The sequence below is a fragment of the Neolewinella sp. genome (genome assembly GCF_965214665.1).
Classification (GTDB): domain Bacteria; phylum Bacteroidota; class Bacteroidia; order Chitinophagales; family Saprospiraceae; genus Neolewinella.
In genome coordinates this window covers 2,896,297-2,922,086 of the sequence record NZ_OZ243970.1, presented here as the reverse complement: position 1 = coordinate 2,922,086, position 25,790 = coordinate 2,896,297, and the positions used below count along the sequence as shown (strand labels likewise).

The following is a 25,790-nucleotide window of genomic DNA, read 5'->3' as shown; positions in this document are numbered from 1 at the left end:
GGCGTTCTTGCCCACGTGGGTGACCTCAAATACCTGAACCGTTTCTTCTGGAAGTACCGGCTGCGCCTGGCGTTAGGCATCGTCTTCATCTGTATTTCCAACTACTTTCAGGTGCTACAGCCGCAGGTCATCCGCGAGGCGCTCGACTTGGTGATCGACTACGTGAATGCCTACGGGGTCTACGACGGCTTTGCGGTGCAGGGGGAATTCTTTAGCATCCTGAGCCATACGCTGATGCTCTTCGCGGGGCTGGTGCTGCTGCTGGCGCTCATCATGGGCTTCTTCCTGTACCTGACGCGGCAGACCATCATCGTGATGTCGCGCCTCATCGAGTATGACCTGCGGGAGGTGATCTTTCAGCACTACGAGGACCTGAGCCTGGAGTTTTACAAGCGTAACAACACCGGTGATCTGATGAACCGCATCACCGAGGATGTCAATAAGGTGCGCATGTACCTGGGTCCGGCGGTGATGTACATGGCCAACTTAGTATCGACCATCATCTTCGTGATCGTGAGTATGCTGGCGGTGAGTCCTACGCTGACGCTGTACACACTGATCCCGCTTCCGGTACTGGCGGTGAGTATTTACTACGTCAGCAATATTATCCACACCCGCTCCACGCTTATTCAGCAGCAGCTCTCGCGGCTTACGAGTATCGCCCAGGAGGTCTTCTCGGGTATCCGGGTGGTGAAGAGCTATGTGCGCGAGCGGCAGCAGATTCGCTACTTCGCCGATCAGAGCGACGTGTACAAGGATATGAGCGTGGACCTGGCCAAGGTCGACGCCTGGTTTTTTCCTCTCATGATCTTCATGGTGGGAGCGGCTACCATTCTTACCGTTTACATCGGCGGACTCCAGGTCGTAGCCGGTGAGATCAGCGCCGGTAACATTGCGGAATTCGTTATCTACGTCAACATGCTCACCTGGCCCGTCACGGCCATCGGTTGGATCGCCAGCATCGTGCAGCAGGCCTCCGCCAGCCAGAAGCGCATCAACGAGTTCCTCGACACTAAGCCAACGATCGTCGACCCCCAGCCCGACTACCGCGGTGCGATTGCGGGGGAGATCGTGTTTGACGACGTCACCTTCGTTTATCCCGATACCGGCATCAGGGCCATTGACGGACTCAGCTTCACCCTCCAGCCCGGCGAAAAACTCGCCATCATCGGCCGCACCGGCTCGGGTAAGACCACCGTGGCCGACCTCCTCCTGCGCATGTACGACGTGACCAGCGGCCGCATCCTTATCGACGGGCAGGATGTCTCCCGAATGGGCCTGGCCAACCTGCGCCGCCGCATCGGCTACGTGCCCCAGGACGTCTTCTTGTTCTCCGACACCATCCGCGCCAACATTGCCTTCGGGGCTGACCACGATCCCGACGACGAGGAGATCAAGCAGTTTGCTAAGTACGCCGCCGTATACAAGGACATCGAGGGGCTTACCCTCGGCTTCGACACCCTGGTGGGCGAGCGGGGCGTGACGCTATCCGGTGGGCAGAAACAGCGCGTCTCCATTGCCCGGGCCCTCATCAAGCGCCCCGACATCGTCATCCTGGACGATGCCCTTAGCGCCGTCGACACCAACACCGAGCAGCAGATCCTGGGCTACTTTAATGAAGCACTACAGGACAAGACGGCCATCATTATCACCCACCGCATCTACGGTCACCTAAAGTTCGATAAGATTATCGTGCTCGAAGACGGCCACGTTGCGGAGGTCGGCACCCACGAAGAGTTGCTGGCCAACGGCGGCTACTACTCCGAGATCGTGGAGCGGCAGCTGGCGGAGGAGGTGGATGGAGAGTAGGGTTGAGGAGGGTGCACCCTTACACAGCAAGGCCTGTAGCCCAATGAAACCGGACTACAGGCCTTGAACGAACAATAACGAATACTACCGCCGCAGCCCCACCGGCATCGCCCGGCTACCCTTACCGTCCACCACGAGGCGGAGGTAGTAGGTGCCGGTAGGCAGTTCGCCCAGTTGGGTCAGGGGGAGTTGCTGGGCACCGGCCTGGAGCAGGCCGGGACGGGTCTGACGCACCAGGCGACCGAAGCTGTCGTACAGTTCTACCTCGACCGTGCTAGCGCTGAGGAGTCCGAAGGAGACGGTCAGCGATTCCTTGGCGGGGTTCGGGAAGAGGTGGAGTCCGTCCAACTGGGCGAAATTGCGGACGCTGGTAGAGAGCTCGACACCGAAGCTGATCCAGTCGATCTCGATGCGCCCGTCGAAGCCCCCGGTAGTGGGGTCAGGGTAGAAGCGTAGGTTACTGATGCGCTGTCCGTCGACCGGGCAGGGAGCATCGGCCGCCGCACAACCCGTACCGCCGTAACCGGCATCTGAGTAAGCGCCTTCGTAGTCGATGCTGTAGACTGCGAATGAGTCATCTGTGATGGTTACCGAACGGGACTGCGCAGTGGTGTTGTAGCGGTTTACGTCTACCAAATCAACGCGAAGTTCTACGGACTCTGCACTGATATTGCTTGCTCCGGTAGTCTCGTAACGGTAGAGGCGCGCCCGTAGGTATAGCGTGTTATCTGAATTGAGCACATCAGCCAGTACGTCTTCGCCATTCATTCCTAGGCGGTAGTCGATGGTCTGGTAAGCACCGGCGGTACCATCGCCCTCGATGTAGAACAGACCATCCTCCACGCCATACGTAAGGCCGGCGGGGCTGCCGCTGAAGGTACCTCCGTCGCCTTCGAACTGATCGTTATAGTTAACCATACCGGCCGGACCGCTATCGGTCGTGTCCACGTCACCAATACTGCGGCCGAAGCTGAAGTAGTCGATGTAAACGGTATCGTTGTAGCCGCCCGTAGGGGCCTCGGGGTAGAAGCGAATGGTGCGGATGCGGCTGCCGTCTACTGGGCAGGGGGGATCGGTGGTGCAGGCGGTGCCGCCGTAGCCCCCGTCCGCGTAGACGCCGGAATAGTCGTACATGATCTCGGTAAAGTTGTCCGCACCGCTGGGAGTACGGGTCACGCTGCCGATGGTGGTATTGAAATTCTGATCGTCGACCAGGTCGATACGGAGGTTGACCGGGTTGCCGCTAGCGGTGTAGGCTCCTACGTAGAGGCGATTGTTGGAAGCGGCTACGTTGGCGAGCTGATCGCCGGGGAGGGTGTAGTCGAAGGACTGGTAGGCCCCCGAGCTACCGTCGCCGGCGATATACAGTACGCCATCCTCGACGCCATAAGTAATGCCCGCAGGCTCACCACTGAATAATGTATCCGATTCGCTAAGGTCATCGAAGTAGTTGACGATGCCCGAGCCGGTTGCCGCGGAGTCGAAGGCAAAAGTCAGCGCGTCGATGTTGAAGGCCGGGCCGCTGGCGATGGTGATACGCATGATCTGTTCGCCCCCCACTAGGGTGATGGGGGCGGCGGCCTGCACAGTATCGAACTGACCGAAGCCACCGGTACCTCCTTCCGGTACTTCTAGGGTGGTTGTGCCCCCATTCGTGGCAAAGCTGACTTCGACCTGCCCACCGGCATTGGGAGAGCCTAAAGTGCCGCTTACCTGGTACACCCCGGCCTGGGTGACGTTGACGGTGTACTCAAGGTACTCGCCCTCTTCTACCCAGCCTACGCTGTAGCCAGTGGAATCATTGCCGCCGATGTCGACACTTTCGTCGGGGCGGTACTGCCCGCCATTGTTACTGGCGTCGGTGTCGCTGTAAGCTACGCCCTGGCCGCCGAGGTCGTAGTCCTCGGCCTGGATGGTACCAGGTAGGGTAGCCGCGGTGCCGGAGTAGGGGGACTGATTTTCTTCCCGGTCGGGCTCCTGGATGGAGTTGGGATCACGCCAGCAGAGGCGGTCGAGCTTCAGCCAGTTGCGGTTAGCGATCACAGTGAGCTCGTGATCGCCTGCGGTAAGGGCTACGGCCGTCAGGACGATCTCGCCCCAGTAGGTATCGCCCTGTAGGCTGCTCATGGACATTGTGTCGAAGCGGTAATCGAGGGTGTCGCCGTCGAGTAGTAGGGTGTACAGACCGGCTAGCCCGTCATCGGTATCGCCGCTAGCCTCACCGACCCGTACGCGCACGGCCAGGTCGTAGTCCCGGGCTTCGCTGATGGTGAAGGAGAGCATTGCGGCATCCCCCTCGTCGAAGAGGGTTACCGAAGCACCGCCGGAGGAACCGGGGGAGTTGCCATCGCGGCGCACTTCGGAGTTTTCGCCCGCCTCGTTGGCCACGGTGAAAATATCCTCGGCCTCCATGCAGTCGTTGGCGGAGCCCATACCGGCATCGGCGTCCAGGGCGGGCAGTTGACCGGCCACGAAGTGGGTAAGCGCCTTAACGTAGGCGGCCTGGTAGTAGATGGCCGGCTCGTTGTAGGCCCAGGGGCCGTACTCCCAGTAGTTGTCTACGCTAAAGGCCTTCTGGTCGGGCTGCTCGCCGGCCGTAGCCTCGAAGCTGTAGGTACCGAGTTTGATGGGCATGCTGGGGTCGCCCTGGGGGTTGGGGCCGCCGGAGAGGAAACCCGGCGCGGGGCCTACGTTGTCGCCGTCGATGTTATCGTACTTGGTGCCCAGAGCAAACCAGGAGTGCCAGAGCTCATCGGCGCTGAGTTCGGCCCCGTACCGGTACATGTTGGAGAGCATCACGATACCGGAGGGATTGGTGCCGTGCAGGTAGTTGATGATGGACTGCGCACGGGCCTGGTAGGCGGCGTGGTTGTCCTCCCGGAGGTCGTAACGCACAAAGTCCATGATATTGCCGGCCTGCCGGCTTACCAAGTTGTTCGAGCCCCAGTTAAAGTACACGGGCAGGGCACGGTAGAGATTGTCGGATTCGGCTACGACGTAGTTGCCGCCCTCGCTCTTACCGGCACTGGTCTTTTCGGCTAGGATGGCGGCCTTGGTGGCCGCATCGGCGTCATCGAGAGTCGCGTAGAAAAGCATGGCTTCGGCCTGGGCGGCGCGGTAGATGCCCCAGTCGCCGGCCTTCCAGGGGCGGGTTTCGGTGTAGTTGGCTTCGACGAAGTCGCTATATTTCTGGTCCCCGGTGAGGGCAAAGAGGTAGGCAGCAGCGGCAGCAGCTTCGGCCAGGTGCTCTACCGAGAAGTCGCCGTCGGCGTCGCCGGCCTCGATCTCGCCGTTGTCGCAGGTTTCGGTCTTATTGGGGGCATCGACGTAGTACTGCCAGGCTTTTTCGGAGCGCTCGCGTAGTTCGGCTACTTTAGCGGGCCATACTCCGGCGTTCTGGTAGCTCAGGGCGGCGTGGGCCAGCATACCGGCCCCGGTAATGGTGGAATTGACGCAGATGCCGTTGTAGTACCGATCGCGGGTGTCGGTGCTGGGGGGACTGATGTAGGCCACGTCCTCCAGAATGCCCATTTTCTGATAGAAGCCGCCGCTACCGGCATCGGTGGCGGGGTCGTAATCCTGCATGCTCTCTAGCCAGTCGGTTTCCCAGCGCACCTCGTCCAGGATGTCGGGGACCTCATCTCCGGACTCCGGGATACGGAGGCTGAAGTCATCCCAGAAGGTGGGGTACTGATCGTAGGTCGTCAGCAGGTTATGCACCGCGTCTACGGCGAAGGTAACGTACTTATTAGGGTCACCGGCGTCGAACCAACCCTTGGGCATGGAGCGGGTCTCGTCGGGGTTACCGAGTCGCTTAACGGCGTACTCCTGGTAGGGCCGGTCGAACCAGGCCCCGTCGGTCCAGGGCTCCCCGCTGGCGTACTCGGCCGTCTTTTCCTGGTTGACGCGCTGGTAGTAGAAGAATTCCATGGCTACGCGCAGCACGTCGGCGTATACATCGTCGGCGATGCGGAAGGGATAGCTCTCGGTGGTGGTACCGTCGCTCTTTGTGAGGCGGATCTTGTAGGTACCGGTATCGCGCAGGCTCGTGAAATCGAACCAGTAGCCCATGTCTCCGCTTACGTCGTCGACGCTTCCGCCGTTCCAGGCGTGGGCGTAGGCGGTATAGGCGACGGACTGATCGGCCTGGCGCACGACCTCGACCTGCTGGCCGGGGTCGAGTGCGATACCAGCTCCGGCATTGTAACCCTCCCGGGCCCGGGCAATGATGGCCACCTTACTACCCGTAGTGGGGTAGCCGAACTGGTCGATGCGGATGAAGTTGCGGTCCTGTAGCACCTCGGCCTCGGCGGGCGTGGTCTGGGCGGCTAGCGCGGTGGGCAGGCAGTAGCCCAGCAGGGCCATAAGGCAGTAAAGTAGACGTTTATGCATAATCGTATGGGTAGTTGAAGTTCAGAGACGGCTCACAGGATAAGAAATTTTTTGTGGAGTGTGTGCCCAATCTTATGGGTGCCTAAAATCAATGGGTTGCAGTGTTGTAATGTCAAATACCAACTTCTTTACCCCATGATTCGTACACCGCCGCAAGTTCCCGCACAGTGACCGGATGCAGTTCCGCCACATCCCGTACCTCGGTCGGATCGGCCGCCAGATCGAACAGCCGCCACGGCAACTCCGGCGCCGTCCGACTCAGCTTCCACCGCCCCCGCCGCACCGCCTGCTGCCCCTGGTGCTCCCAGAAGAGGGGCCGTGAGTCGGCCGACGCTGCCGCGTCGAGTAGGCGGAATAGGTCCTGCCCCGGAAGCGTTGCACCTGCGACCCCGCCCCCTTCCCCCGCGGCCGCCAGACAGGTGGGTAGCAGGTCAATCACGTGACCGTAGGTATCGCGCCAGCCGGTCTGTCCGTCCAGCCCCGCCGGCCAGTGCACGATTAGGGGGGTGGCGATGCCGCCCTCGTCGACCCAGGCCTTGTACTTGCGGTAGGGCACGTTGCTGAGCTGGCTCCAGGGCCGGTCGTAGGCCAGGTAGCTGCCGGGCTGGCCGATGGGAGTGCCCGCCCGGTGCAGGCCCCGCCCGTCGATGACCTCCGGGGAGCCGCCGTTGTCGCTGAGGAAGAATAACAGGGTGTTATTGAGCTGGCCGCTGGCCTCCAGCGCCTCCACGAGCCGACCGATACCGGCGTCCATCCGGCTCACCATACCGGCGTAGACCTCCATGCGGCGCTGCCAGTCGTGGCTGTCGCGCACGGCTTGCCAGGCGGGGGTATCCTCATCCATCGGGGGTAGGGTGTAGGTCGTGTCGATCACGCCGAGCGACTGCATCTGGCCGTAGCGCTCCTGGCGCAGGCTATCCCAGCCGGCGGCGTAGCGATCGTAGTAGGGCTCCACACTCTCCTCCGGCACGTGCAGCGGCCAGTGGGGGGCGGTGAAGGCCAGGTACAAAAAGAAGGGATCGCTGGGGTCGTGCTCCCGCACCCGCTCGACGGCAAAATCGGTGTAGGCATCCGTAGCGTAGAAGCCGCTGTCGGGCGGGGTCCAGGAAAGGCTATCGAGGGCCATCTGCCGCAGCCGGTCCTGGTCGGTGCGCAGGGTGTAGTAACTGCTGGCCCCGCTGATGAGGCCGAAGTAGCGGTCGAAGCCCCGGCGGGTGGGCCAGTGCGCCGGCTCCTCGCCTACGTGCCATTTGCCGGACATGTAGGTGCGGTACCCTAGATCCCGCAGCCGCTCGGCGAGGGTGGGTACGTCGGGGCGCAGGTAGCCCTGGTAGGGGCCCGCGGGCGGGTTGCTTCCTACCGGGCTCACCATTCCCCCCATGCCGGCCGTGTGGGGGTACTGCCCGGTGAGTAGGGCGGCGCGGGTGGGGCAGCAGCGGGCGGCGTTGTAGAAGTGGCGGAACTTTAGGCCGTTTGCCGCTAGCCGGTCGAGGTGGGGGGTGGCGATCTCGCCGCCGTAGCAGCCGATATCGGAGTAGCCCATATCGTCGGCTAGGATGATGACGATGTTGGGGGGGGTGGTCAGGATTGGTGTCCGGGCGGTACAGCCCAGTAGTAACAAGCAGCAACCACACAGCAGCGAGCGAAACATGACGGAAGGTAGGGTACAGGCGGTGAATTAGGCCACAAAGACACCCAAAAGTGTGTTGACGGCACGAACGACACTACCACCGTGTGGTGGCAGGCGGTAGCAGTACTTTCGCCCCATGCGCCACCCCCCTCACCAGCCTGCTGCTGCTGCTCAGTCTACTGCTCCTGCAGTCGGCCGGCTTCGGTATTACCCTGGCGTGGCGTACCCTGGCGGCGGAGTCGTTCACGGCCCGCTTCTGCGTCAACCGCGCTACGGAGGAGGTACACCAACCCGTCTCTTAGTGGGCGGGGCCGCGGGTGCAAATGATAGTGGAATGGCAACCCCCTAATTCCCCTTACCCATGCGTACCCTTATTTTGCTACTCGGGACCCTCGTGCTGGGCAGCTTCCCCCTACTTTCCCAAACCGACTTCCGGACCAGCGCCCGCCCCGACGGCCACGCCCCTATCGGCGTGCTGGGTGACCACCTTCACGGCCGCGGCGACCTCATGTTATCCTACCGCTTCATGACTATGGAGATGAACGGTCTACTCGAAGGAGACGACCCCGTCAGCATCGACGTCGTGCTTGAGCGCTACCCGGTCGTGCCCCGCCACATGCGCATGCAGATGCACATGCTGGGAGCGATGTATAGTCTATCTGACCGCTTAACGCTCATGGCTATGGTGCCCTACCTCGACAACCGGATGGACCTACACACCTGGATGGGCGTAGACTTTACCACCGCGAGCGGTGGCCTGGGTGACGTGAGCGTCTCTGCGCTGATTAAGTTGATCACCAAGGACCGTCGCAGCCTGCATGTTACCGTGGGGTAAGCCTACCTACTGGTAGCATCGACGAGCGCGACGCCACGCCCATGGGCCCTGACAATGCACTGGTCTACCCCATGCAACTCGGCAGTGGCACGGTAGATCCCTTTGTGGGACTCACTGCGCTGGGGCAGGCAGACCGCTACAGCTACGGGGGGCAGCTGCGGTACCGGGTTCACCTGTACGACAATGCGGCCGACTACCGCTTCGGCAACCAGTTCAACTACCACCTCTGGATGGCCTACCGGGCCACGGACTGGGTCAGCGTATCGGGCCGGCTCTCCTACCAGCGTATCGGCGACATCGACGGTGCCGACCTGTCCTCCTTCGGCTAAATAACCCCTAATCTAGCCGTGGATTGTGGCTAAATAACCCCTAATTTAACCGGTGGTAGTAGCGAGGCAGTAATACTGTGCGCTGAATGTGCGATCTTTAAGGGCCTGTCCTCATCTGTCGATCTATAGACCGTACCACAATGAACTTCCAGTATTTCAGACTTCTACTTACCACCCTCCTATTAGCCTGCACCTGCGGCCCCGCCCTCTTCGCTCAGGTATTCGCCCCCCTTGGTGCCCAGTGGACCTACTTCAACTTCGTGACTGAGGGCAACGGCTATTTACCGGTAGCCTATGTGTATACCGTGAATAAGGATACGGTAGTGGATGGATGGGATAGTCGGATCATCCAGCTTAGAGAGGTGTATGCCGACGGGCGGGAAAGTGAAGAAGGGGTACGGCAGGAGGTCGTGCATACGGCGGGGGACAGCGTATACGTGTACGTCAAGGATTCTTTTCGACTAATATTTGACTACTCTGCCGGGGTAGGGGATACGGTGCGGGTGGTGGACGAACCGTTTCGGGGTTTCTTCATGCCGGCCTCTAATTTAATAATAAGTGACTTTGCCTACCGGATCGACTCGGTGCAACTGCGGCTGGTGGGAAAGGATAGTCTGCGGGTACAGTATGTATCCTATCTCCGCGACGTGGACCGGGAGATCGATCAGTGGGGATTTCAGGGCATAATTGATCTATATGACAGCGTACCGGGGCAGATTCTCGAAAGCGTAGGCGGGCTTGGCCACGAGACCATGCTTGGCTTCACGAATGCGATCAGTTACATCATGCCCTTCACTCCCGGCCGGCTGACGTGCTACAGCGACTCCCTACGCGATTACCATTTGCTGGGCGTGGACTGTGATTCAGTGCTGACGGAGTACCGGCTGCGTACCTCACTGCCTGCCCTAGCGATCGATGATGCAGTAGGTATTTATCCTAATCCGTTTCGGGGGGAGGTACGGTTCACGGCTAGTAGCGTACCGCTGCGGCGGGTGGAGGTACGGGACGTAGCGGGGCGGGTGATGTATACGCGGGAGGGAAGTGCACTGGACCGACTGGAGCTGGGGGTGCTGGCACCGGGGGTGTACTTTTTCGTCCTTACGGATGGTGCGGGGCGGCAGTCGGTGGTGCGGGGGGTGCGGGAGTAATTCACTGTAGGTAGTTATATCTTGAGACAATTCATCCGATAAATCAATTCAGTTATCAAATTGCGCTGCCCGTGCGGTCACTTGCTGGTGGACCAGACCGACGCCCTACCCCATAAGGGCCACCTTCTACCCGATACCCAGTGGGATGATTTTTGGAATGCCGTCGACGCGGCCATTGAGCAACCCGGCTGGACGCCGCACGACCGGGCCGCCGCCTGCATGCGACTGCGCCGGCAGTGGCACTTTAAAACGTGCTACGAGTGCACCGACTGTGGTAGGCTACTGATTAGCGGTGCGAACGGGGAATTGGTAACCTACACCCCTGAGGGCGGGAGCTACCGGCGGGTACTGCGGCCGCTGGAGGAGTAGGATACCACGCCACTGATCGCTGCGGCTTAACAATCACCGATCTGCGGGGTATCCGGGAATGTGTAATCCCAGTACGATATCGCGCCGTGCCACCAGCACTCTACCCTCCCTTACGGTGTGTAGAATTCCGCTACCCCCGCGATCTGCCGCGGCCTCCCGGTACTGGGGAGTGAGCAGGGGGTCGTCGGCAAACACGAAGTCATCGAGGTAGTACGGCTGCGGCAGCCCGGGCTCCCACACCGCGGGGTGAATATGTGCCGGTATACTTCTATCGGGGTAGGTTCCGGGCCGCATGGTATAGATCGCGTAATTGCCCGCCGCGTCGGACTTCACCCACCCCCGCAACTTGCCGTGGCGCACGACGCGGGGGTCTAGTCCCGCGCCGCCGGGGTAGTGGCCGCTACTATCGGTATGGTAATAGTAGAGGATCACATCTGGTGCCGGCGTACGCCCGTCGGCCCGTAGTATGCGACCGGTCACGATCAGCCGTTGCCCTCCACCGTACCAGGCGGCGCAGGTGTCGACGGCATCAACCGTTTCCGGCATACCGATCCCGAAAAATTCGCGGTCTTCGAAGGGGCCGCCGATCTCGGGATCTGCCGCGGCAGACTGCCCATGACAGCTCACCAGGCTTAGTTGTAGGATCACCCAGGTCGCTAATATGAAATGACGCATTACTTTTTTATTGACAAAGTAGGCTCATAATCAGTGCCTTAGCGATCCACTGTGCCAAGCCGAGGACTTTACTCGCCAAGCCGTGGCGGGGACCACACGGCCAGGAACTTTTCCCGGTAGTGCCGGCTTAGTCGCAGTACGTCACCGCCCTCCAGCAGTAGTCCAGGAATAGGGCGGACCCCAAGTGTACCACGGCGGGGAACAGCAATAGGTGTAGGCTGGCGCAGCAAACAGTAGCGAGCAACCAGTGCCGGGCGTATCCTTTTATGACCATTTCCGGTCGGGAAAAGATAGCCCGTTGCCCCAGAAAGATAAGGGGGAAGAGCGACCAGAACGAGCTGAATAGAAGGGACTCCGAAGTATAGTAGGTATATCCCCGTATGAGGGCATGGAGTATATCCTGCAGCATCCCGATCAGGCTCAGGGATGCTGCTAGGGCTAGGATATAAGGGTAGGAAATGGAAATGCGTGGAATAGCGAGAGTCATAGCTTGGTACGTATGAGCCGGATCCCACCGGCAGGTATCGGCACGCCAAGTGGGGGGTAGGCTGGTAGCTAGGGTAAGTGGCGTAGTAAGCACGGCAGCGAATCCGGGGAAGGCCCGTCGCTCGAGCATTTAAGGTAGGGCTTACGGGCTACTTCGTCCGGAGGGAAAGAGCCCCCGGATACCTGCGCCCCAATAGGGCGGCCTTTCTAGTTACCTTGCACTTGCGTCCCCGCCCCCATGCAACACTTACTCTTCATCTGAAGCCGCAACGAATGGCGTAGCCGTACCGCCGAGGCCATCTTCCGGGACACGCCGGGGGTAACGGTAAAATCTGCCGGTACCTCGCCCTCTGCGGTAGGAGTGCTGCATGCTGCTACGCAGGCGCGACCGAAGCATGCCAGGGCAACACCCGTACCCCATCCGACGCAAAGGTTTCCTCCCCCCCATACACCAGTTCCAACTCGGTAGGTACCTCGGAGGCAGCAGCTACCTGACGAAGGGTCTTGGTCAGTTTGCTGCGGTAGGTCGTGGTGCTTTTGATCTCCGTTAGGGTAAGGCGGTTTGCACGACTTTTCACTAGGTCAACTTCCGTCTGCTGACCGTCGCGGTAGTGGTATAAGCGGTTCGTATCCCAGCCGCGGTGGAAGTAGGATTTAAAGTGATCGGCGATGATGATGTTTTCAAATAGGGCACCGTAGCTGGCGGAGGATTGTAGCTCTTCCACGGACGCTAGTTCTAGTAGGTAGCACAGTAAGCCCGTATCATAGAAGTAGAGTTTAGGCGTCTTTGCCAGGCGTTTTTTGAAGTTAGTGAAGTAGGGCGGTACCTGGAACAAGATGTAGCTCATCTCTAGAATACTGAGCCATTCCTTGACGGTCGCCGCACTTATACCTACAGTTTTGGCGATGTTGCCGTAGTTGACGGTCTGACCGGCGAAGCCCGCACAAACCTTCATGAATAGCCGAAAGGTGACCATATTGCGGGCGGCTACGAAGCCTTCCACGTCACGCTCCAGGTAGCTGCCGATGTAGGAGGGATAAAAGTAGGCCGGCGGGGCGGCCTTCACTACCGCATCGGGGTAGAAGCCAGAAAAGATGGCCTCGGCCGGCGAGGCGGGGCGGCGGTCGGCGGCATTCAGCTCGCTTAGATCAAGTGGTAGGAGACGGGTGATCGCTACGCGACCCGCTAATGATTGAGTGATGCGCTTATTGAGTAGGAAATTTTGGGAGCCACTGACCACGAAGCGCGCGGGCTGCCGGTCCTCGTCCACCGCTAGCTGTAGATAGCTAAACAGATCGGGGGAGTTTTGCGCCTCGTCAAAGATCACGCCGTGGCTGTGACGTTCTAGAAAAGCACGAGGATCTTCCGTAAGCTGATCTCTGTACAGGGGGTCCTCTAGATTGATATAATCGTAGTCAGCAAAATGCTCCCGCAGAAGCGTTGTTTTACCCGCCTGACGAGGTCCGGTGAGCGAGATAATGGGGAAGAATTTTCCTATTTCCCGTAAGTGGTCTGGTAGATTTCGTGCAATGTAGTTAGTAGACATCCTGCAAATTTGATGAAAATAGGCGGACTTTACAAAATTTGCAGACGGTTCACTTGTAAATCTGCGGACTTTGCCTAGATGTGGCCCTAGCTCGACACGCTCTTTCCACTATCACACCTGCTTTACCTACATTGATCGCCAGATCAACCCTACACCCCCGCGCATGCAAGGCCTCATTCAGCACTACCCCCTCACCACCAACGCCATCCTGGAATACGGCAACCGGGTGTTTCACCACAAGCGGATTATCTCCCACCTGCCCGACGGGTCGCGCCACGCCTACACCTTCGGGGAGATGTACCTGCGCACGAAGCAACTGGCCAACGCCCTGGAGGACCGGCTCAGCATCACCCGCGGAGACACAGTCGGCACCTTCGCCTGGAACCACGGGCCGCACGTGGAGCTGTACTACGGAATCTCCGGCATCGGGGCGGTGTGCCACACGATCAATATCCGGCTCTCCGCCCAGCAGATCGCCTACATCATCAACCATTCGGAGGACAAGGTGATCTTCGTCGATGCCACCCTAGTGCCGCTGCTGGAACGGATTGCCCCCGAGCTGGAGACCGTACGGCACTACGTCCTGCTCTACGCCCCGGCCGACTTCCAGACTACGCTCCCCAATACCCTCCACTACGAAGACCTGCTGGCCGAGCAGCCCGACGAGTACGACTGGCCGAAGCTCGACGAGAACGAAGCCTGCGGCATGTGCTACACTAGCGGTACGACCGGTATGCCCAAGGGCGTGCTCTACTCCCACCGCTCTACCTATCTGCACGCTACGGCCCTCATGGCCCCGAATGCGGCCGGCATCGGAGCCAACGACGTGGTGCTGCTGATCGTGCCGCAATTCCACGTGATGGCCTGGGGCTTTCCCTACCTCTGCCTGCTGGCGGGGGCGGATATGGTGATGCCATCGTCCAATCTGCAACCGGCAGCCATCGTAAAGATTTTGCAATACGAATGGGTCACGAAGGCCAATGGCGTACCTACCATCTGGCTCGGGGTGTACCAGGAACTGAAAAAGAATCCGCCGGCCGAGCCCCTGGCCCTGGAAGAATACCTGGTCGGTGGTTCGGCGCTACCGAAGAGCCTCATCGTAGGCATGGAGAAAGACTTCGGTATCCGGGGAGTACAGGCCTGGGGCATGACGGAGACCTCCCCGCTGGGCACCGTAAGCCGGCTACAGACCAAGCACGCCGAGCTGCCGGAGGAGGAGCAGTTCGACCTGCGCGCCAAGCAGGGCATCGCCTTTCCCGGGGTAGAGCTACGCGTGGTAGGTGAGGACGGTACGCCGGTACCGCGCGACGGGCAGACGATGGGCGAGCTCCAGATCCGCGGCGCCTGGGTGATCAGCGCCTACTTCAAAACCAATAACAAGGAAAGCTTCACGAAGGACGGCTGGTTCCGCACCGGCGACGTAAGCACCATCGACGAGGACGGCTACATGGAGATTAGGGACCGCACGAAGGACCTTATCAAATCCGGCGGGGAATGGATTTCGAGCGTGGCCCTGGAATCCGCCCTTATGGCCCACCCGCGAGTGAAGGAAGCAGCCGTCGTTGCCATCCCCGACGCCAAGTGGATCGAGCGGCCGCTGGCCACGGTGGTGCTGCTGGAAGAGGGCGATACGGTGCCGGAGGCGGAGCTCACCGACCTGCTGGCCCGCGACTTCGTGAGCTACCAGATTCCGCGGGACTTCGTGTTCCTACCGGAGGTGCCCAAAACCAGCGTAGGTAAGTTCGACAAGAAGGAGATTAGGCGGCGGTACGCGGCGGGGGAATTGCGGTAGTAGCAGGCTCGATCATGCACCTTGCCGCCATCGCCCTCTTCATCCTCGTCCACCTCGGAGTCGGCCGGCTCTCCCTACAGACCGTGCCGCGCAGCCGCTGGCTGTCCTTCGCGGGGGGTATGTCGGTCACCTACGTGTTCCTGCAGGTGCTGCCGCAGGTGGCCGACTACCAGACCGTCTTCCAGACCACCGGGGCCCTGGGCTGGATGAAGCACCACGTCTATAGTTTCGCGCTGCTGGGGCTCGTGGTCTTCTACGCCCTGGAGCGGACCGCGAAACGCTCGCAGCAGTCGGACCGCGAACCGGACAACGACCACCGGGAGTATGCCGTACACGTCTTCTGGCTGCACGTCTTCTCCTTTATGGTATACAACTTCATCATCGGCTACCTGCTGCCCCGGGGCTACGAGGCCAACGACCTGCGCCTGCTGTACTACACCGTGGCCATGACGTTCCACTTCGCGGTGACCGACTACGGCCTTTACGACCACTATAAACAGCGATATAGCCGCAGGGGACGCTGGCTCCTGATTGTGGCCCTGCTGGCGGGGTGGGGCGTCGGACGCATCACCGACCTGCCCCAGATCTACCTGGCCGCCATCTTCAGTTTCGTGGGCGGGGGAGTGATCATGAACGTCCTTAAGGAGGAACTGCCCGAGGAGCGGCGCAGCAGCCTACCCGCCTTCGTGGCCGGCGTGGGCGTATACGCTTTACTGCTGGCGGCTACCTAGCAGAAAGCATCAATCCTCTACCCCCAGCTCCTCCCGCAGCGCGGCAAGTTTTTCTATCAGCCGCTCCTGCACCGCCGCCAGCGCCTCGTCGTCGATGCGATTCTCAACCTCCGTAGGGTCGTCCTGGAGGTCGTAAAGTTCGTAGCCTTCGTACCCCGGCTCCGTAAAGTGGATCAGCTTGTACCGCTCGTCGCGCACCCCCTCGTGGCGGGCCACGCGGTGGTAGCTGTTCATCTGCTGGTAGTAGCGGTAGTAGACGGCGTCGCGCCAGTCCGGTAGGGTTTCGCCACGGAGTATGGGGACGAGACTGCGCCCCTGCAATTCAGTGGGCACCTGCGACCCCGCCAGCTCCAGTAGAGTGGGAGCCAGGTCGATATTCAGCACGAGTTCCTCCGCCGTACTGCCGGCCTCGATCAGTGACGGATAGCGGATCATGAGCGGCGTACGGTGGCTCTCCTCGTACATGAAGCGCTTGTCGTACCAGCCGTGCTCGCCGAGGTAGAAGCCCTGGTCGCTGGTGTAGATGACGATGGTGTTTTCGGCCAGTCCGCTCTCATCAAGGTAGTCCAGTACGCGGCCCACGTTGTCGTCGACGCTCTTGACGCTTGCCAGGTAATCCTGCATATAGCGCTGGTAGCGCCAGCTGAGTTCCTGGTCGGTGCCCTTTACCGCCTGCCATTGCTTACCGATCTCGGCGAGGAAGGGGGCGTAGGCGGCCCGTACTTCCGGGCTCAGTCGGCCCATCATGTAGTTGAAGTTGGTGATGTTGTCCCACTTCGGGTCCGTAATGAAGGTGGCCCCGCCGGTACCCGGGTCGGGATTTTGGTAGTCGCCGCTCACCTTCAGGTCGGTGCTAGTAAACATGTCGGCGATGCGCATATCGGCGTGGGCGGCGCGGGGCCGGCCGGCGTAGTCGTCGCGCAGGGTGGCGGGCTCGGGGTAGCGCTGGTCGAGCAGTCCCGGCAGGTCGGCGGTATCCGGCATCCAGTTGCGGTGGGGGGCCTTGTGCCAGTAGAGCATCATGAAGGGCTGGTCGCCGGCGGCGTTCCTTTTCAGTTCCTCCAGTGCGTAGTCGGTGATGATGGTGGTGGTGTAGCCGCTTTCCTCCGGCAGCGTATCGCCGTTGTGCACGAAGGTGGGCTGCCAGTATTCCCCCTGCCCGATCAGTCCGCGGAACTCATCGAAGCCCCGCGGCACGGCCTGCAGGTGGTGCTTGCCGATCAGCGCGGTGCGGTAGCCGGCTTCGTGCAGCGCCTCGGGGAAGGTCCACTGGTCGGGATTAAAGGGGCTCAGGTTGTCGATCTTGCCATTGATGTGGCTGTATTTCCCGGTTAGGATGGCCGCCCGGCTCGGCGCGCAGATCGAGTTGGTCACGAAGCTATTGCGGAAGAGCATACCCCCGTCGGCGATCCGGTCCAGGTTAGGCGTTTCGATCAGCTCGTCGGTATAGGCCGAGATGGCCCGCTGGGCGTGATCGTCGCTCATGATGAAGAGGATGTTGGGTCTCTGAGCGGGCGCGTCCGCAGGTGCGGAGTCGGTGGAGGGGGCCGAAGCGCACTGGGTGAGCAGAAAGAGAAATAAGGTGGCGGGGAGGAGGTAGCGTGGCATGGGGTGAAAATACGGGAGTTGTTGGTTACTAGCCGCGGTTCCTTATCGTGATCGAGTCCGACCCGGCAGGGATGCCGGGAGCCGGTAGGGCCGTAGAATCTCAAGCGCTGAAATGCTGTTCTACTCGTGCTATCTTCACTGACCCTATACACTCTCTACATACACTAACAACACCCACCCCCCGATGCTCATCTACGGCACCCGCGCCACCACCATCGGCGAATTCACCGTCCTCCAGGCCGAATGCGCCCACTGCCACCAGCGGGGTACTCAGCGCATGGCCGTCTTCGGTCGCTACGCCCACCTGTTCTGGATCCCACTCTTTCCCGTCGGGAAGGTAGCGGTGGCCGAGTGCACCCACTGCCTGCGCACGCTGCGCAAGAAGGAGTTCAGTCCGGAGCTGCGGCGGAAGTACGAGGAAAAGCAGGGGGAGGCGAGCCGCCCCGCCTGGCACTGGGCCGGACTGGCCGTCATCCTCCTCTTCTTTACCTCCTCGGGCATCGCCAGCGCCTTTTGGGAGGTCGATCCACGGGAGGCCCTGCTGGATGCCGGACCTGGAGCAGCTGACCGCCCAGCCCGCCCTGGCCACCGACTCCGTAGCCTACTACACTAAGGCCTATTTCGACGAGTACATCATACCGGAGATGGGGCCCGAAGATTTCAAGTATTATACCCGGGAAGAAGGTGATAAGGTTTTGCTCCTTTTGCGGATCCCCACCCTCAAGGACCTCGACCAGGACGCCCGCCCCGAGGTCGTCACCATGGTCAACGAGATCGCCAATGACTTTCCCCACCTCGATGGAAAGCAGCGTTACATCGGCGTACAGGGCCAGTTTTCAATGATGCTGGTCAGCTCACCGGGAGGTGAGGAAAATAGCAGCTACGCGGACGAGGAGGGGCTATACGACTTCTACGGACCGAAGGAAGGGGAGCAGTAACCGGGGACCAGCTGGCTCGGATTGCCTACCTTATCCGACCCCAACCACCTCCCCACATGCTCACCCTCGGCCTCTTTTCCATCGGACTGGACACCTACTGGCCGCAGTTCGACGGACTAAGGGACCGGCTACTCGGCTACCAGGAGCGCATTGTCGAAAAACTTCGCACCCCCAACCTGGTCAATGCCGGTATGGTCGATACCCCCGAACGGGCCCGGGAAGCTGCTGATCGATTTCACCGCGAGGGGGTCGACCTGATCGTACTGTTCGTCTCTACCTACGCGCTGTCGCATACCGTACTACCCGTAGCTCAGCGCGGTGGGGCGCCCGTGTTGATTCTAAACCTCCAGCCCGTCGCCGCTATCGACTACGCCAAGCTGAACGCCATGGGCGACCGCGGCCGCATGACCGGCGAATGGCTGGCGCACTGCCAGGCCTGTGTGGCCCCCGAGATCAGCTCCGTGTTCCGGCGGGCGGGGGTACCGGTGCACCTGGTGACGGGCTACCTGGAGGACGCGGAGGCCTGGACCGAGATTGGCGAGTACGTGGCCGCCGTCCGCGTAAAGCGGGAACTAGCCGAGCTTCGACTGGGCGTCGTAGGCCACTACTATAATGGGATGCTGGATGTCTACGCCGACCTGACGCTACTTGCCGCCCGCTTCGGCTGCCACTTCGAGCTGCGGGAGTTCGGGGAGCTGCGGCGGGGGGTGGAGGAAGCTACAAACGCACAGATTGAGGCCAAGCGAAAGGAATTCAATACCGCCTTTACTGTAGCGGAGGACTGCGGGGAAGAAGAACTCCAACGCGCAGCCATGACCGCCGTAGCCCTCGACACCTTCGTAGACCGGCACCAGCTCGGCGCCCTGGCCTACTACTACGAGGGGGCGGGCGATGCGGACTACAAGCGGATCATCACCTCGGTGATCCCGGGACTGACCCTACTTACCGGACGGGGCATCCCCGTAGCCGGTGAGTGCGAGGTCAAAAACGCCCTAGCCATGAAAATCATGGATAGCTTGGGGGCGGGCGGCTCCTTTGCGGAGTTCTACGCGATGGACTTCACCGACGAGGTGATCCTGCTCGGTCACGACGGCCCGGCCCACCCGCGTACCGCCGCCGGGGAGGTCAGTCTGGTACCGGTGCCGGTCTACCACGGTAAGCCCGGCAAGGGACTGAGTATTCAGATGGAGGTGGCTAACGGCCCCATCACCATGCTCTCGGTCTGCGAGGACGGTCACGGCCGGGTGTACCTACTACTGGCCGAGGGGGAGAGCGTGGCCGGCCCTACGCTACAGATCGGTAATACCAACAGCCGGTACCGATTCCCGCTGCCCATCCGGGAATTTATGAACGAGTGGTCCCTGGCCGGGCCGAGTCACCATTGCGCCATCGGCTTGGGGCACTACGGCGGCACCCTGCGCAAACTGGGGGCGCTGCTGGGTATGGACGTGATTACCATTTGCTGATGGGCGCGCTGTTCGGACTCGTCTTTCACGCCATCGGGGGATTCGCCGCGGGCAGCTTTTACCTACCGGTGCGCAAGGTGGAGGGATGGGCCTGGGAGGCGAGTTGGTTCGTGCTGGGGCTGACGGCTTGGCTCCTCGTACCCATCGTAGTGGCCCTACTCACGACCCAGACACCCCTTGCGGTACTAGCTGCGGCCACCCCCACGACCCTCTTTTACGCCTTCCTCTTCGGACTGCTCTGGGGCATCGGCGGACTCACCTTCGGTCTTTCCATGCGCTACCTCGGTATCTCGCTGGGGATGGCTGTAGCGCTGGGGTTCAGCGCCGCCTTCGGTACACTGGTACCACCCATCTACGCCGGTACCTTCGGCGAGCTACTCCTCACCGGGGGTGGGCGGCAGACGCTGCTCGGCATCGGGATCTGCCTGGCCGGTATCGGACTATGCGGCTACGCCGGCATGCTCAAGGAGCGCGAGCAGGACCAGGCCACCAAGCAGGCTGCGGTGGCGGAGTTCGATCTCGGGCGGGGCCTCACCGTGGCCGTCGTATCGGGACTGCTCAGCGCCTGCTTCGCCTTCGCCCTGGCTGCCGGCGAGCCATTGGGGGAGTTGGCGGAGGCGGCCGGTACCCGTCCGCTGTTTCGCAACAATGTCGCCCTGGTGGTCATCCTCCTGGGCGGCCTACTCACCAACCTAGCTTACTGCGGCTACCTCTTCCTGCGCCGCGGCACCCAGTCCGACCTCACCGCCCCCGACACCCCCAACCTCCGCAACGGTGCCTGGTCGGCCCTCGGCGGGGCCACCTGGTACTTCCAGTTTTTCTTCTACGGCATGGGCGTGGTCTACCTGGGCGAGCGCTACGATTTCGCGAGTTGGACCTTGCACATGGCCTTCATCATTCTCTTCAGCACGCTCTGGGGGCTGTACCTGCGCGAGTGGCGGGGGAGTAGCCGGCGGGTGATCGGCTTTTTGGTGGCGGGGCTGGTGACTTTGGTGGGGAGTACGGTGGTGATTGGCTTGGCCTGAGGATATGTTCACCACGGAGGCGACAGAGGGCTTCACGGAGGTCTCACAGAGTAACGTCGAATTTTCAATCATGATGTACCCCTCCCGCAGCACCGCTAGGTGCTGACCTCTGTGTACCTCCCTTGCCGCCCTACAACGACGGCTCTGTGAAACCTTTGTGAAACCCTCTGTGTGGCCGCTAGGCCATCTGTGGTGAACCTACCCCGACCTACCGTAACGGAAATTTTTGCCGCCTCTACCAGCGTTGCCCCTTCTACAGACACCGCACCCGCGCACGCGCCCTATGCTACTCACCCTCACCACCACCTACACCCCCGCCACCGACCTCGGCTACCTGCTGCACAAGCACCTGGACCGCTTCCAGTCCTTCGACCTCTCGGTTGGTCATGTTTGACCATGCCGTAGACAACTTCGTAGTCGTAGGTTATTCGCTTGAGGGCTTCAGTCAGAATGAAGTCGCGGACAACCGGATCTTGAAGGGACGCCAGCAGGATGTCGTTCATGTTGGTGTAGACTTCGTCTGGAGCGGCTAGCCGCTGCGTGTCGGCTGTCGTCATTTGCTTGTCCTTTATAATCTCCTTTTAAAAGAACTGGCCGTCCGCCAACTCACTGATTCACGCTACACCCTCCGTCTTCTCCTAAAGCAGTCCATTGCCGAAACCGTCGACCTTTACATTGTGGATACACTGCATCCTGTACAGAGCTTCCCTGCGGACTAGGCAAAAAGCGCTCGCTGGCCCTACGGGAGTTCGCCCTAGGCGTAGAGGCTCTAGAGCGCTTCGTACGCCGGGAGCCCCTGCGGCGGGTGCACGAAAGCGTTTTTGGGGTACTAGCGTTGGAGAGCGAGGAAGTGGATCCGCGGCTGTGAGTGAGCAGTTTGGGAAGGCGCAAAATAATCTGCGTACGACTGTTTCCACATATGGAAACTTTTATTTATCTTTGCTTACAACGAGGAGTAGCGAAGCATTCACCCTTTCATGAACCGATTTGATGTAGTATTGCTTGAACGGGCGGTTGAATTTCTATATGCGCTAGATCAGAAAGCCAGGGAGAAAATCATCTACAACCTGGACAAATCGCGACAGGTAAATGACCCTAAGCTTTTCAAAAAACTTACCGGTGATATCTGGGAGTTTCGTACGCGCTACGGCGGTCAGCAGTACAGGTTGTTGGCCTTCTGAGATAAACGCAACAAGCAGGACGTGCTAGTAGTGGCTACTCACGGAATAGTTAAGAAAACGAGTAAAGTCCCGAAAGGAGAACTTATAGTAGCAGAAGACCTCAGGCAAGAATATTTTGAAGAGTAAGGTAGCCTATACGCTTAAGCACTAGAAACTAAAGCAAAGTGAAGACGACGACGCTAGACGAATTAAAAAACAGGGAGTTCGGTCCAATCGGCACGCCCAAGCGAGATCGCTATGAGTCCGAACTTCGGATGGATATACTCGGTCAGATGATCAAATCTGCTCGCAAGCACCGAAAGCTCACCCAGGCTCAACTCGGTGACCTAGTCGGTGTGCAAAAGGCTCAGATATCTAAGCTGGAGCGCAACGCGAAAAACGTGACTGTCGAGACGATCCTCAAAGTATTTCGGGCACTGAAAGCTAACGTTAGATTCAGTGTGGAGCTGGATGAGGCAGAGGTCGAACTGTCCTGATGCGCTGTGTGATTTTTCTACTACCTTTCCTACCATGAAGCACTATGTACCCCTCCTATTACTGCTCGTGCTACTGGCCGGCTGCAGTAAAGACGACGACTCCCAACCTACCAGCAAGGTCAATAAAGAAGGCCTCACCAACGACATCACCGAGCTGGTGCCACAGGTGATCCTGGACGAGATGCGCCGACTGGGCATGCCGATCTACGGCGGTGAGACGCCCCCCGCCCTGGAGGGCAACTACCTGGGCACTCCCTTTATCCTGGTGTCCAGCAACCGGCCCGATGACAATCCCGGTTACAAGTTTTCGGACTATGCGCTCACGCTCAGCAACCAAAACAACGAGAAACTACGCATCAACGTCGATTACGACAACGGCCTGGAAACGGGTAAGGGGCTGGGCGGATTCGTGGTAGGCAAGGACGATAAGTTCTCGGTCTTCGTACGCGTCGTCTCTACGAATTTCGTGGGGTCAACGGCTGATTTCGTGCACGTCATCTCCGGCCAGCGTACCGAGGACGGTGTGGCGGATATGTACTTCGCCAACTTCATGCTCGACAACAAGGGCAACCCCGATGGACTGTGGATCGAGGAAGGGGAAGGCCGGGTGGTCTACGATGAGGATGGCTTCTCGCCGGAGTATTAGGCGGGAAGATGAGTATCTGGGACACCCTCTTCGGCCGCCGCCCCACCACCACCCCGCCGGGCCTACCGCCCCACCACCGCTTCGGCCGCTACACCGACGCCTATAAGAGCAAGACGAAACACGCCGCCTACACCCGCGCCGCCGATACCTTCGAGGACGACCACTTCCTGGATAGCGTAGCAGCCTTCCTGGAATACCTGCGCGACGAGGACGAGGAGAACGTGAAGTGGCAACGCGAGGACGATACCCTATACTTCGAGCTCTATCAGGGCAGTAAACGTGTGACCGGCCTGGCCGATACGTTGCACCTGCGCGCCGCCGCCCGCATTGCCCGCCTGAGCCATCCGAACGGGGAGCTGCTACAGCGCCTCACGGCTATGAACTACGAGCTCAAGTACAGCCGCTTCGCGCTGGACGAAGAGGACTGCCTGACCATCATCTTCGATACGCCGGTGTACGATGCTAGCCCCTACAAACTCTACTACGCCCTGAAGGAAATGGCCCTGCGCGCCGATAAACAGGACGACCTACTGCTCGAAGAATTCGAGGATGCCCTAAGCCCCGTAGAGGTAACCCACCTGGAGCCCCTCTCCGCCCACGAAAAAGCGGTGAAACTGGACTTCCTACGCCAGCAGATCCAGTCGCTGCTCGACTACCTCGACTCCGGCCAGCTCGACCCCCGCGAGCACCCCGGTGCCGTAGCCTACCTGCTGCTCGACTTGGTGTACCGCCTCGATTACCTGCTCACCCCCGAGGGCCACACCATGGAGGCACTGGAACGCATGCACCGCATGTACTTCGCCCAGGAAGACGACCGCCCCGCCACCCACAAAAACGTGCGCTTGCTGGAGGAACTGCAGCAACTGCTGGAGCGGGCCCCCGAAGACTTCGGCGAGGAGCTCTACGCCGGCAAGTCCACCTTCGGTATCACCCTGCCCGTGAGCCACGACCGCCTCGCCACCCTGATCAACAACGAGCTTTCGAACCTGGACTGGTACCAGGACAACGGCTATCCCGAGGTGGCCCGCGCCATACCCGGCTACATCGTCGGCTACGCCCTGTTCAACTACGCCATCCCGCTGCCGGACCGCGAGCTACTACACCTTTATTACCGGGTCACGGAAGAGGGCTACTTCCGCGAGTTGAGCTATCCGGAGCGGTATCTGGACAAGCGGGGGCGGCCAAGCAAGAAGGCGATCCGCAGCGCGGTGAATGACATCATGCGGCGGCACCGGGAGGCCTATTCCTGGTTTGCGCCGGAGGTGGGGGTGCTGGGCTACAGCGATCTACTGACGTTCAGCCGGACTTTTTTGGAGATGGTCAGGGGGTAGTTGTTGGGTTATTGGGTTTGTGCGTTGTTGGGTTGCGGTCGTTGGAGGCGTGATAGGCATGGCATGCGTGATAGACGGGCGGGGTCGCAGGTGCGATGACTTTACAGTAGCAACACCATGACGAGTCCCGATAGCTATCGGGAGAGCATCCCCTCAAACTCAACAACCCAACAACTCACAAACGCAACAACTGAACTTACACATACAGCCCCCCCTTCAGCAGCCCCCGGCTGATCACGATTTTCTGTACCTCGCTCGTCCCCTCGTAGATCTGAGTAATCTTGGCATCGCGCATGAGCCGCTCCACGTGGTACTCCTTGACAAAGCCGTAGCCGCCGTGTACCTGCACCGCCTCTACGGTATGGCGCATGGCTACGGAGCTAGCGAAGAGCTTGGCCATGGCCCCGGCCTGGTTGTAGTCGCCGCCGGAGTCCTTAAGCCAGGCGGCGCGGTACACCAGCATCTTGGCCGCCTCGATGTCGGTGGCCATATCGGCCAGCTTGAAGGCGATGGCCTGGTGGTCGGAGATGGCCTTACCGAAGGCTTCGCGCTCCTTACTGTAGGCCACGGCCAGCTCGTAGGCCCCGCCGGCGATACCGAGGGCCTGGGCGGCGATACCGATGCGCCCACCGGCCAGGGTCTTCATGGCAAATTTGAAGCCGCTCCCGTCCTTGCCCAGCCGGTTCTCCTTCGGCACCCGCACGTCGTTGTACATGATGGTGTGGGTATCGCTGCTACGGATGCCGAGCTTGTCTTCCTTGGCGCCGATCTCGACGCCGTCCCAGTCGGTCTCGACGATGAAGCAGTTGATACCGCGGTGGCCGGCCTCGGGATTGCTCTGCGCGATGACCAGGTGCACCTTGCTGGTACCACCGCTGGTAATCCAGTTCTTGGTGCCATTGAGCAGGTAGTGGTCGCCCTGGTCGATGGCCGTCGTGCGCTGGTGGGTAGCGTCGGAGCCGGCCTCGGGCTCCGAGAGGCAGAAGCTGCCGATCCACTCGCCGGTAGCCAATTTAGTCAGGTACTTTTGTTTCTGCTCTTCGGTGCCGTAGGTCTCCAGGCCGTAGCAGACTAGGCTGTTGTTGACCGACATGATCACCGAGGTGGAGTTGTCGACCTTCGAGATCTCCTCCAGAGCCAGGATGTAGCTCAGGTTATCTAGTCCACTGCCACCGTAGTCCGGGCTCACCGTCATTCCCATAAAGCCAAGCTCGCCGAGTTGTCTTACCTGCTCGGTGGGGTAGGCCATGGTCGTATCGCGCTCGATGACACCGGGTAGGCACACCTGCTGGGCAAAGTCGCGGGCGGCCTCGCGCACGGCAACTTGTTCTTCGGTAAGCTGGAAGTTCATGATCGTTCGGCTTTTGCCCGCGAAG

22 protein-coding genes and 3 pseudogenes are annotated in these 25,790 nt (G+C 60.5%); 18 read left to right on the top strand and 7 right to left on the bottom strand.

Annotation, left to right across the window (positions count from 1 at the left end; genetic code table 11):
• Nucleotides 1-15: 15 nt before the first annotated feature.
• Nucleotides 16-1,809 (top strand): ABC transporter ATP-binding protein, encoded by a 1,794-nt coding sequence (locus ACOOHD_RS12540; RefSeq protein WP_420458223.1) that lies wholly within the window; start codon nucleotides 16-18, stop codon nucleotides 1,807-1,809.
• A gap of 84 nt (nucleotides 1,810-1,893) precedes the next feature.
• Here the strand turns inward: ACOOHD_RS12540 and ACOOHD_RS12535 are convergent, their stop codons facing one another.
• On the bottom strand, nucleotides 1,894-6,201 hold the full coding sequence (locus ACOOHD_RS12535) for a glycoside hydrolase family 9 protein (RefSeq protein WP_420458222.1): 4,308 nt from the start codon (nucleotides 6,199-6,201) through the stop codon (nucleotides 1,894-1,896).
• Between the two features lie 112 nt (nucleotides 6,202-6,313).
• On the bottom strand, nucleotides 6,314-7,852 hold the full coding sequence (locus tag ACOOHD_RS12530; protein WP_420458221.1) for an arylsulfatase: 1,539 nt from the start codon (nucleotides 7,850-7,852) through the stop codon (nucleotides 6,314-6,316).
• An 86-nt stretch (nucleotides 7,853-7,938) separates the two neighbouring features.
• Between ACOOHD_RS12530 and ACOOHD_RS12525 the strand changes: the two genes are divergently transcribed.
• The 5 genes from ACOOHD_RS12525 (at nucleotide 7,939) to ACOOHD_RS12505 (ending at nucleotide 10,512) form a co-directional block, all read left to right on the top strand.
• Nucleotides 7,939-8,133, top strand: coding sequence for a hypothetical protein (locus ACOOHD_RS12525; RefSeq protein ID WP_420458220.1), 195 nt, complete (start codon nucleotides 7,939-7,941; stop codon nucleotides 8,131-8,133).
• 59 nt (nucleotides 8,134-8,192) lie between these two features.
• Entirely contained in the window at nucleotides 8,193-8,666 is a 474-nt protein-coding gene (locus tag ACOOHD_RS12520; protein WP_420458219.1) for a hypothetical protein, read from the top strand.
• A gap of 41 nt (nucleotides 8,667-8,707) precedes the next feature.
• Nucleotides 8,708-8,995: a transporter gene (locus ACOOHD_RS12515; RefSeq protein WP_420458218.1), complete on the top strand. Its 288-nt coding sequence runs from the start codon at nucleotides 8,708-8,710 to the stop codon at nucleotides 8,993-8,995.
• Nucleotides 8,996-9,135: 140 nt separating this feature from the next.
• A complete protein-coding gene (locus ACOOHD_RS12510) occupies nucleotides 9,136-10,143 on the top strand; it encodes a T9SS type A sorting domain-containing protein (RefSeq protein WP_420458217.1) in 1,008 nt (335 codons plus the stop codon).
• Between the two features lie 87 nt (nucleotides 10,144-10,230).
• The gene (locus ACOOHD_RS12505) at nucleotides 10,231-10,512 is read left to right on the top strand and encodes a hypothetical protein (RefSeq protein WP_420458216.1); all 282 of its coding nucleotides are present in this window, start codon (nucleotides 10,231-10,233) and stop codon (nucleotides 10,510-10,512) included.
• Between the two features lie 33 nt (nucleotides 10,513-10,545).
• Here ACOOHD_RS12505 and ACOOHD_RS12500 read toward each other — a convergent pair whose 3' ends face one another.
• The 3 genes from ACOOHD_RS12500 to ACOOHD_RS12490 form a co-directional block, all read right to left on the bottom strand.
• Entirely contained in the window at nucleotides 10,546-11,187 is a 642-nt protein-coding gene (locus ACOOHD_RS12500; protein ID WP_420458215.1) for an intradiol ring-cleavage dioxygenase, read from the bottom strand.
• A 127-nt stretch (nucleotides 11,188-11,314) separates the two neighbouring features.
• Complete coding sequence (locus ACOOHD_RS12495; RefSeq protein ID WP_420458214.1) at nucleotides 11,315-11,674, bottom strand: hypothetical protein; 360 nt, start codon at nucleotides 11,672-11,674, stop codon at nucleotides 11,315-11,317.
• 373 nt (nucleotides 11,675-12,047) lie between these two features.
• Nucleotides 12,048-13,220, bottom strand: coding sequence for an ATP-binding protein (locus tag ACOOHD_RS12490; protein ID WP_420458213.1), 1,173 nt, complete (start codon nucleotides 13,218-13,220; stop codon nucleotides 12,048-12,050).
• Nucleotides 13,221-13,383: 163 nt separating this feature from the next.
• Between ACOOHD_RS12490 and ACOOHD_RS12485 the strand changes: the two genes are divergently transcribed.
• On the top strand, nucleotides 13,384-15,012 hold the full coding sequence (locus tag ACOOHD_RS12485) for a long-chain fatty acid--CoA ligase (RefSeq protein ID WP_420458212.1): 1,629 nt from the start codon (nucleotides 13,384-13,386) through the stop codon (nucleotides 15,010-15,012).
• A 14-nt stretch (nucleotides 15,013-15,026) separates the two neighbouring features.
• Nucleotides 15,027-15,743, top strand: coding sequence for a hypothetical protein (locus ACOOHD_RS12480; RefSeq protein ID WP_420458211.1), 717 nt, complete (start codon nucleotides 15,027-15,029; stop codon nucleotides 15,741-15,743).
• A gap of 9 nt (nucleotides 15,744-15,752) precedes the next feature.
• On the opposite strand, the gene ACOOHD_RS12475 is transcribed toward ACOOHD_RS12480, so the two are convergent.
• Nucleotides 15,753-17,351, bottom strand: coding sequence for a sulfatase (locus tag ACOOHD_RS12475; protein ID WP_420458210.1), 1,599 nt, complete (start codon nucleotides 17,349-17,351; stop codon nucleotides 15,753-15,755).
• 184 nt (nucleotides 17,352-17,535) lie between these two features.
• On the opposite strand from ACOOHD_RS12475, the gene ACOOHD_RS12470 reads away from it, so the two are divergent.
• From ACOOHD_RS12470 to ACOOHD_RS12425, 10 genes and pseudogenes are all read left to right on the top strand, one after another.
• Complete coding sequence (locus tag ACOOHD_RS12470) at nucleotides 17,536-17,964, top strand: hypothetical protein (protein ID WP_420458209.1); 429 nt, start codon at nucleotides 17,536-17,538, stop codon at nucleotides 17,962-17,964.
• Nucleotides 17,897-18,289, top strand: coding sequence for a hypothetical protein (locus tag ACOOHD_RS12465; protein WP_420458208.1), 393 nt, complete (start codon nucleotides 17,897-17,899; stop codon nucleotides 18,287-18,289). The genes ACOOHD_RS12470 and ACOOHD_RS12465 overlap by 68 nt, the downstream gene beginning before the upstream one ends.
• Before the next feature lie 56 nt (nucleotides 18,290-18,345).
• Nucleotides 18,346-19,755, top strand: coding sequence for an arabinose isomerase (locus tag ACOOHD_RS12460; RefSeq protein WP_420458207.1), 1,410 nt, complete (start codon nucleotides 18,346-18,348; stop codon nucleotides 19,753-19,755).
• A complete protein-coding gene (locus tag ACOOHD_RS12455; protein WP_420458206.1) occupies nucleotides 19,755-20,780 on the top strand; it encodes an L-rhamnose/proton symporter RhaT in 1,026 nt (341 codons plus the stop codon). Before ACOOHD_RS12460 ends, ACOOHD_RS12455 begins: the two co-directional genes overlap by 1 nt.
• Nucleotides 20,781-21,063: 283 nt before the next feature.
• Nucleotides 21,064-21,165, top strand: a pseudogene (locus tag ACOOHD_RS12450) (hypothetical protein); the annotation flags it as partial.
• Nucleotides 21,166-21,492: 327 nt separating this feature from the next.
• A pseudogene (locus ACOOHD_RS12445) lies at nucleotides 21,493-21,648 on the top strand (hypothetical protein); the annotation flags it as partial.
• A 109-nt stretch (nucleotides 21,649-21,757) separates the two neighbouring features.
• Nucleotides 21,758-22,087: pseudogene (locus tag ACOOHD_RS12440) on the top strand (type II toxin-antitoxin system RelE/ParE family toxin).
• 146 nt (nucleotides 22,088-22,233) lie between these two features.
• The gene (locus ACOOHD_RS12435; RefSeq protein ID WP_420458205.1) at nucleotides 22,234-22,437 is read left to right on the top strand and encodes a helix-turn-helix domain-containing protein; all 204 of its coding nucleotides are present in this window, start codon (nucleotides 22,234-22,236) and stop codon (nucleotides 22,435-22,437) included.
• Between the two features lie 34 nt (nucleotides 22,438-22,471).
• Nucleotides 22,472-23,083, top strand: coding sequence for a hypothetical protein (locus tag ACOOHD_RS12430; protein ID WP_420458204.1), 612 nt, complete (start codon nucleotides 22,472-22,474; stop codon nucleotides 23,081-23,083).
• Nucleotides 23,084-23,091: 8 nt separating this feature from the next.
• Nucleotides 23,092-24,414: a hypothetical protein gene (locus tag ACOOHD_RS12425; RefSeq protein ID WP_420458203.1), complete on the top strand. Its 1,323-nt coding sequence runs from the start codon at nucleotides 23,092-23,094 to the stop codon at nucleotides 24,412-24,414.
• Between the two features lie 196 nt (nucleotides 24,415-24,610).
• Here the strand turns inward: ACOOHD_RS12425 and ACOOHD_RS12420 are convergent, their stop codons facing one another.
• The gene (locus ACOOHD_RS12420; RefSeq protein ID WP_420458202.1) at nucleotides 24,611-25,765 is read right to left on the bottom strand and encodes an acyl-CoA dehydrogenase; all 1,155 of its coding nucleotides are present in this window, start codon (nucleotides 25,763-25,765) and stop codon (nucleotides 24,611-24,613) included.
• Between the last annotated feature and the right edge of the window lie 25 nt (nucleotides 25,766-25,790).

Excerpts from the sequence above, each read along its gene's own strand:
- ACOOHD_RS12535 (WP_420458222.1), bottom strand. The coding sequence starts at position 6,201 with ATGCATAAACGTCTACTTTACTGCCTTATGGCCCTGCTGGGCTACTGC.
- ACOOHD_RS12530 (WP_420458221.1), bottom strand. The coding sequence starts at position 7,852 with ATGTTTCGCTCGCTGCTGTGTGGTTGCTGCTTGTTACTACTGGGCTGT.
- ACOOHD_RS12520 (WP_420458219.1), top strand. The coding sequence starts at position 8,193 with ATGCGTACCCTTATTTTGCTACTCGGGACCCTCGTGCTGGGCAGCTTC.
- ACOOHD_RS12515 (WP_420458218.1), top strand. The coding sequence starts at position 8,708 with ATGGGCCCTGACAATGCACTGGTCTACCCCATGCAACTCGGCAGTGGC.
- ACOOHD_RS12510 (WP_420458217.1), top strand. The coding sequence starts at position 9,136 with ATGAACTTCCAGTATTTCAGACTTCTACTTACCACCCTCCTATTAGCC.
- ACOOHD_RS12500 (WP_420458215.1), bottom strand. The coding sequence starts at position 11,187 with ATGCGTCATTTCATATTAGCGACCTGGGTGATCCTACAACTAAGCCTG.
- ACOOHD_RS12495 (WP_420458214.1), bottom strand. The coding sequence starts at position 11,674 with ATGACTCTCGCTATTCCACGCATTTCCATTTCCTACCCTTATATCCTA.
- ACOOHD_RS12490 (WP_420458213.1), bottom strand. The coding sequence starts at position 13,220 with ATGTCTACTAACTACATTGCACGAAATCTACCAGACCACTTACGGGAA.
- ACOOHD_RS12485 (WP_420458212.1), top strand. The coding sequence starts at position 13,384 with ATGCAAGGCCTCATTCAGCACTACCCCCTCACCACCAACGCCATCCTG.
- ACOOHD_RS12480 (WP_420458211.1), top strand. The coding sequence starts at position 15,027 with ATGCACCTTGCCGCCATCGCCCTCTTCATCCTCGTCCACCTCGGAGTC.
- ACOOHD_RS12475 (WP_420458210.1), bottom strand. The coding sequence starts at position 17,351 with ATGCCACGCTACCTCCTCCCCGCCACCTTATTTCTCTTTCTGCTCACC.
- ACOOHD_RS12470 (WP_420458209.1), top strand. The coding sequence starts at position 17,536 with ATGCTCATCTACGGCACCCGCGCCACCACCATCGGCGAATTCACCGTC.
- ACOOHD_RS12465 (WP_420458208.1), top strand. The coding sequence starts at position 17,897 with ATGCCGGACCTGGAGCAGCTGACCGCCCAGCCCGCCCTGGCCACCGAC.
- ACOOHD_RS12460 (WP_420458207.1), top strand. The coding sequence starts at position 18,346 with ATGCTCACCCTCGGCCTCTTTTCCATCGGACTGGACACCTACTGGCCG.
- ACOOHD_RS12455 (WP_420458206.1), top strand. The coding sequence starts at position 19,755 with ATGGGCGCGCTGTTCGGACTCGTCTTTCACGCCATCGGGGGATTCGCC.
- ACOOHD_RS12435 (WP_420458205.1), top strand. The coding sequence starts at position 22,234 with ATGATCAAATCTGCTCGCAAGCACCGAAAGCTCACCCAGGCTCAACTC.
- ACOOHD_RS12430 (WP_420458204.1), top strand. The coding sequence starts at position 22,472 with ATGAAGCACTATGTACCCCTCCTATTACTGCTCGTGCTACTGGCCGGC.
- ACOOHD_RS12425 (WP_420458203.1), top strand. The coding sequence starts at position 23,092 with ATGAGTATCTGGGACACCCTCTTCGGCCGCCGCCCCACCACCACCCCG.
- ACOOHD_RS12420 (WP_420458202.1), bottom strand. The coding sequence starts at position 25,765 with ATGAACTTCCAGCTTACCGAAGAACAAGTTGCCGTGCGCGAGGCCGCC.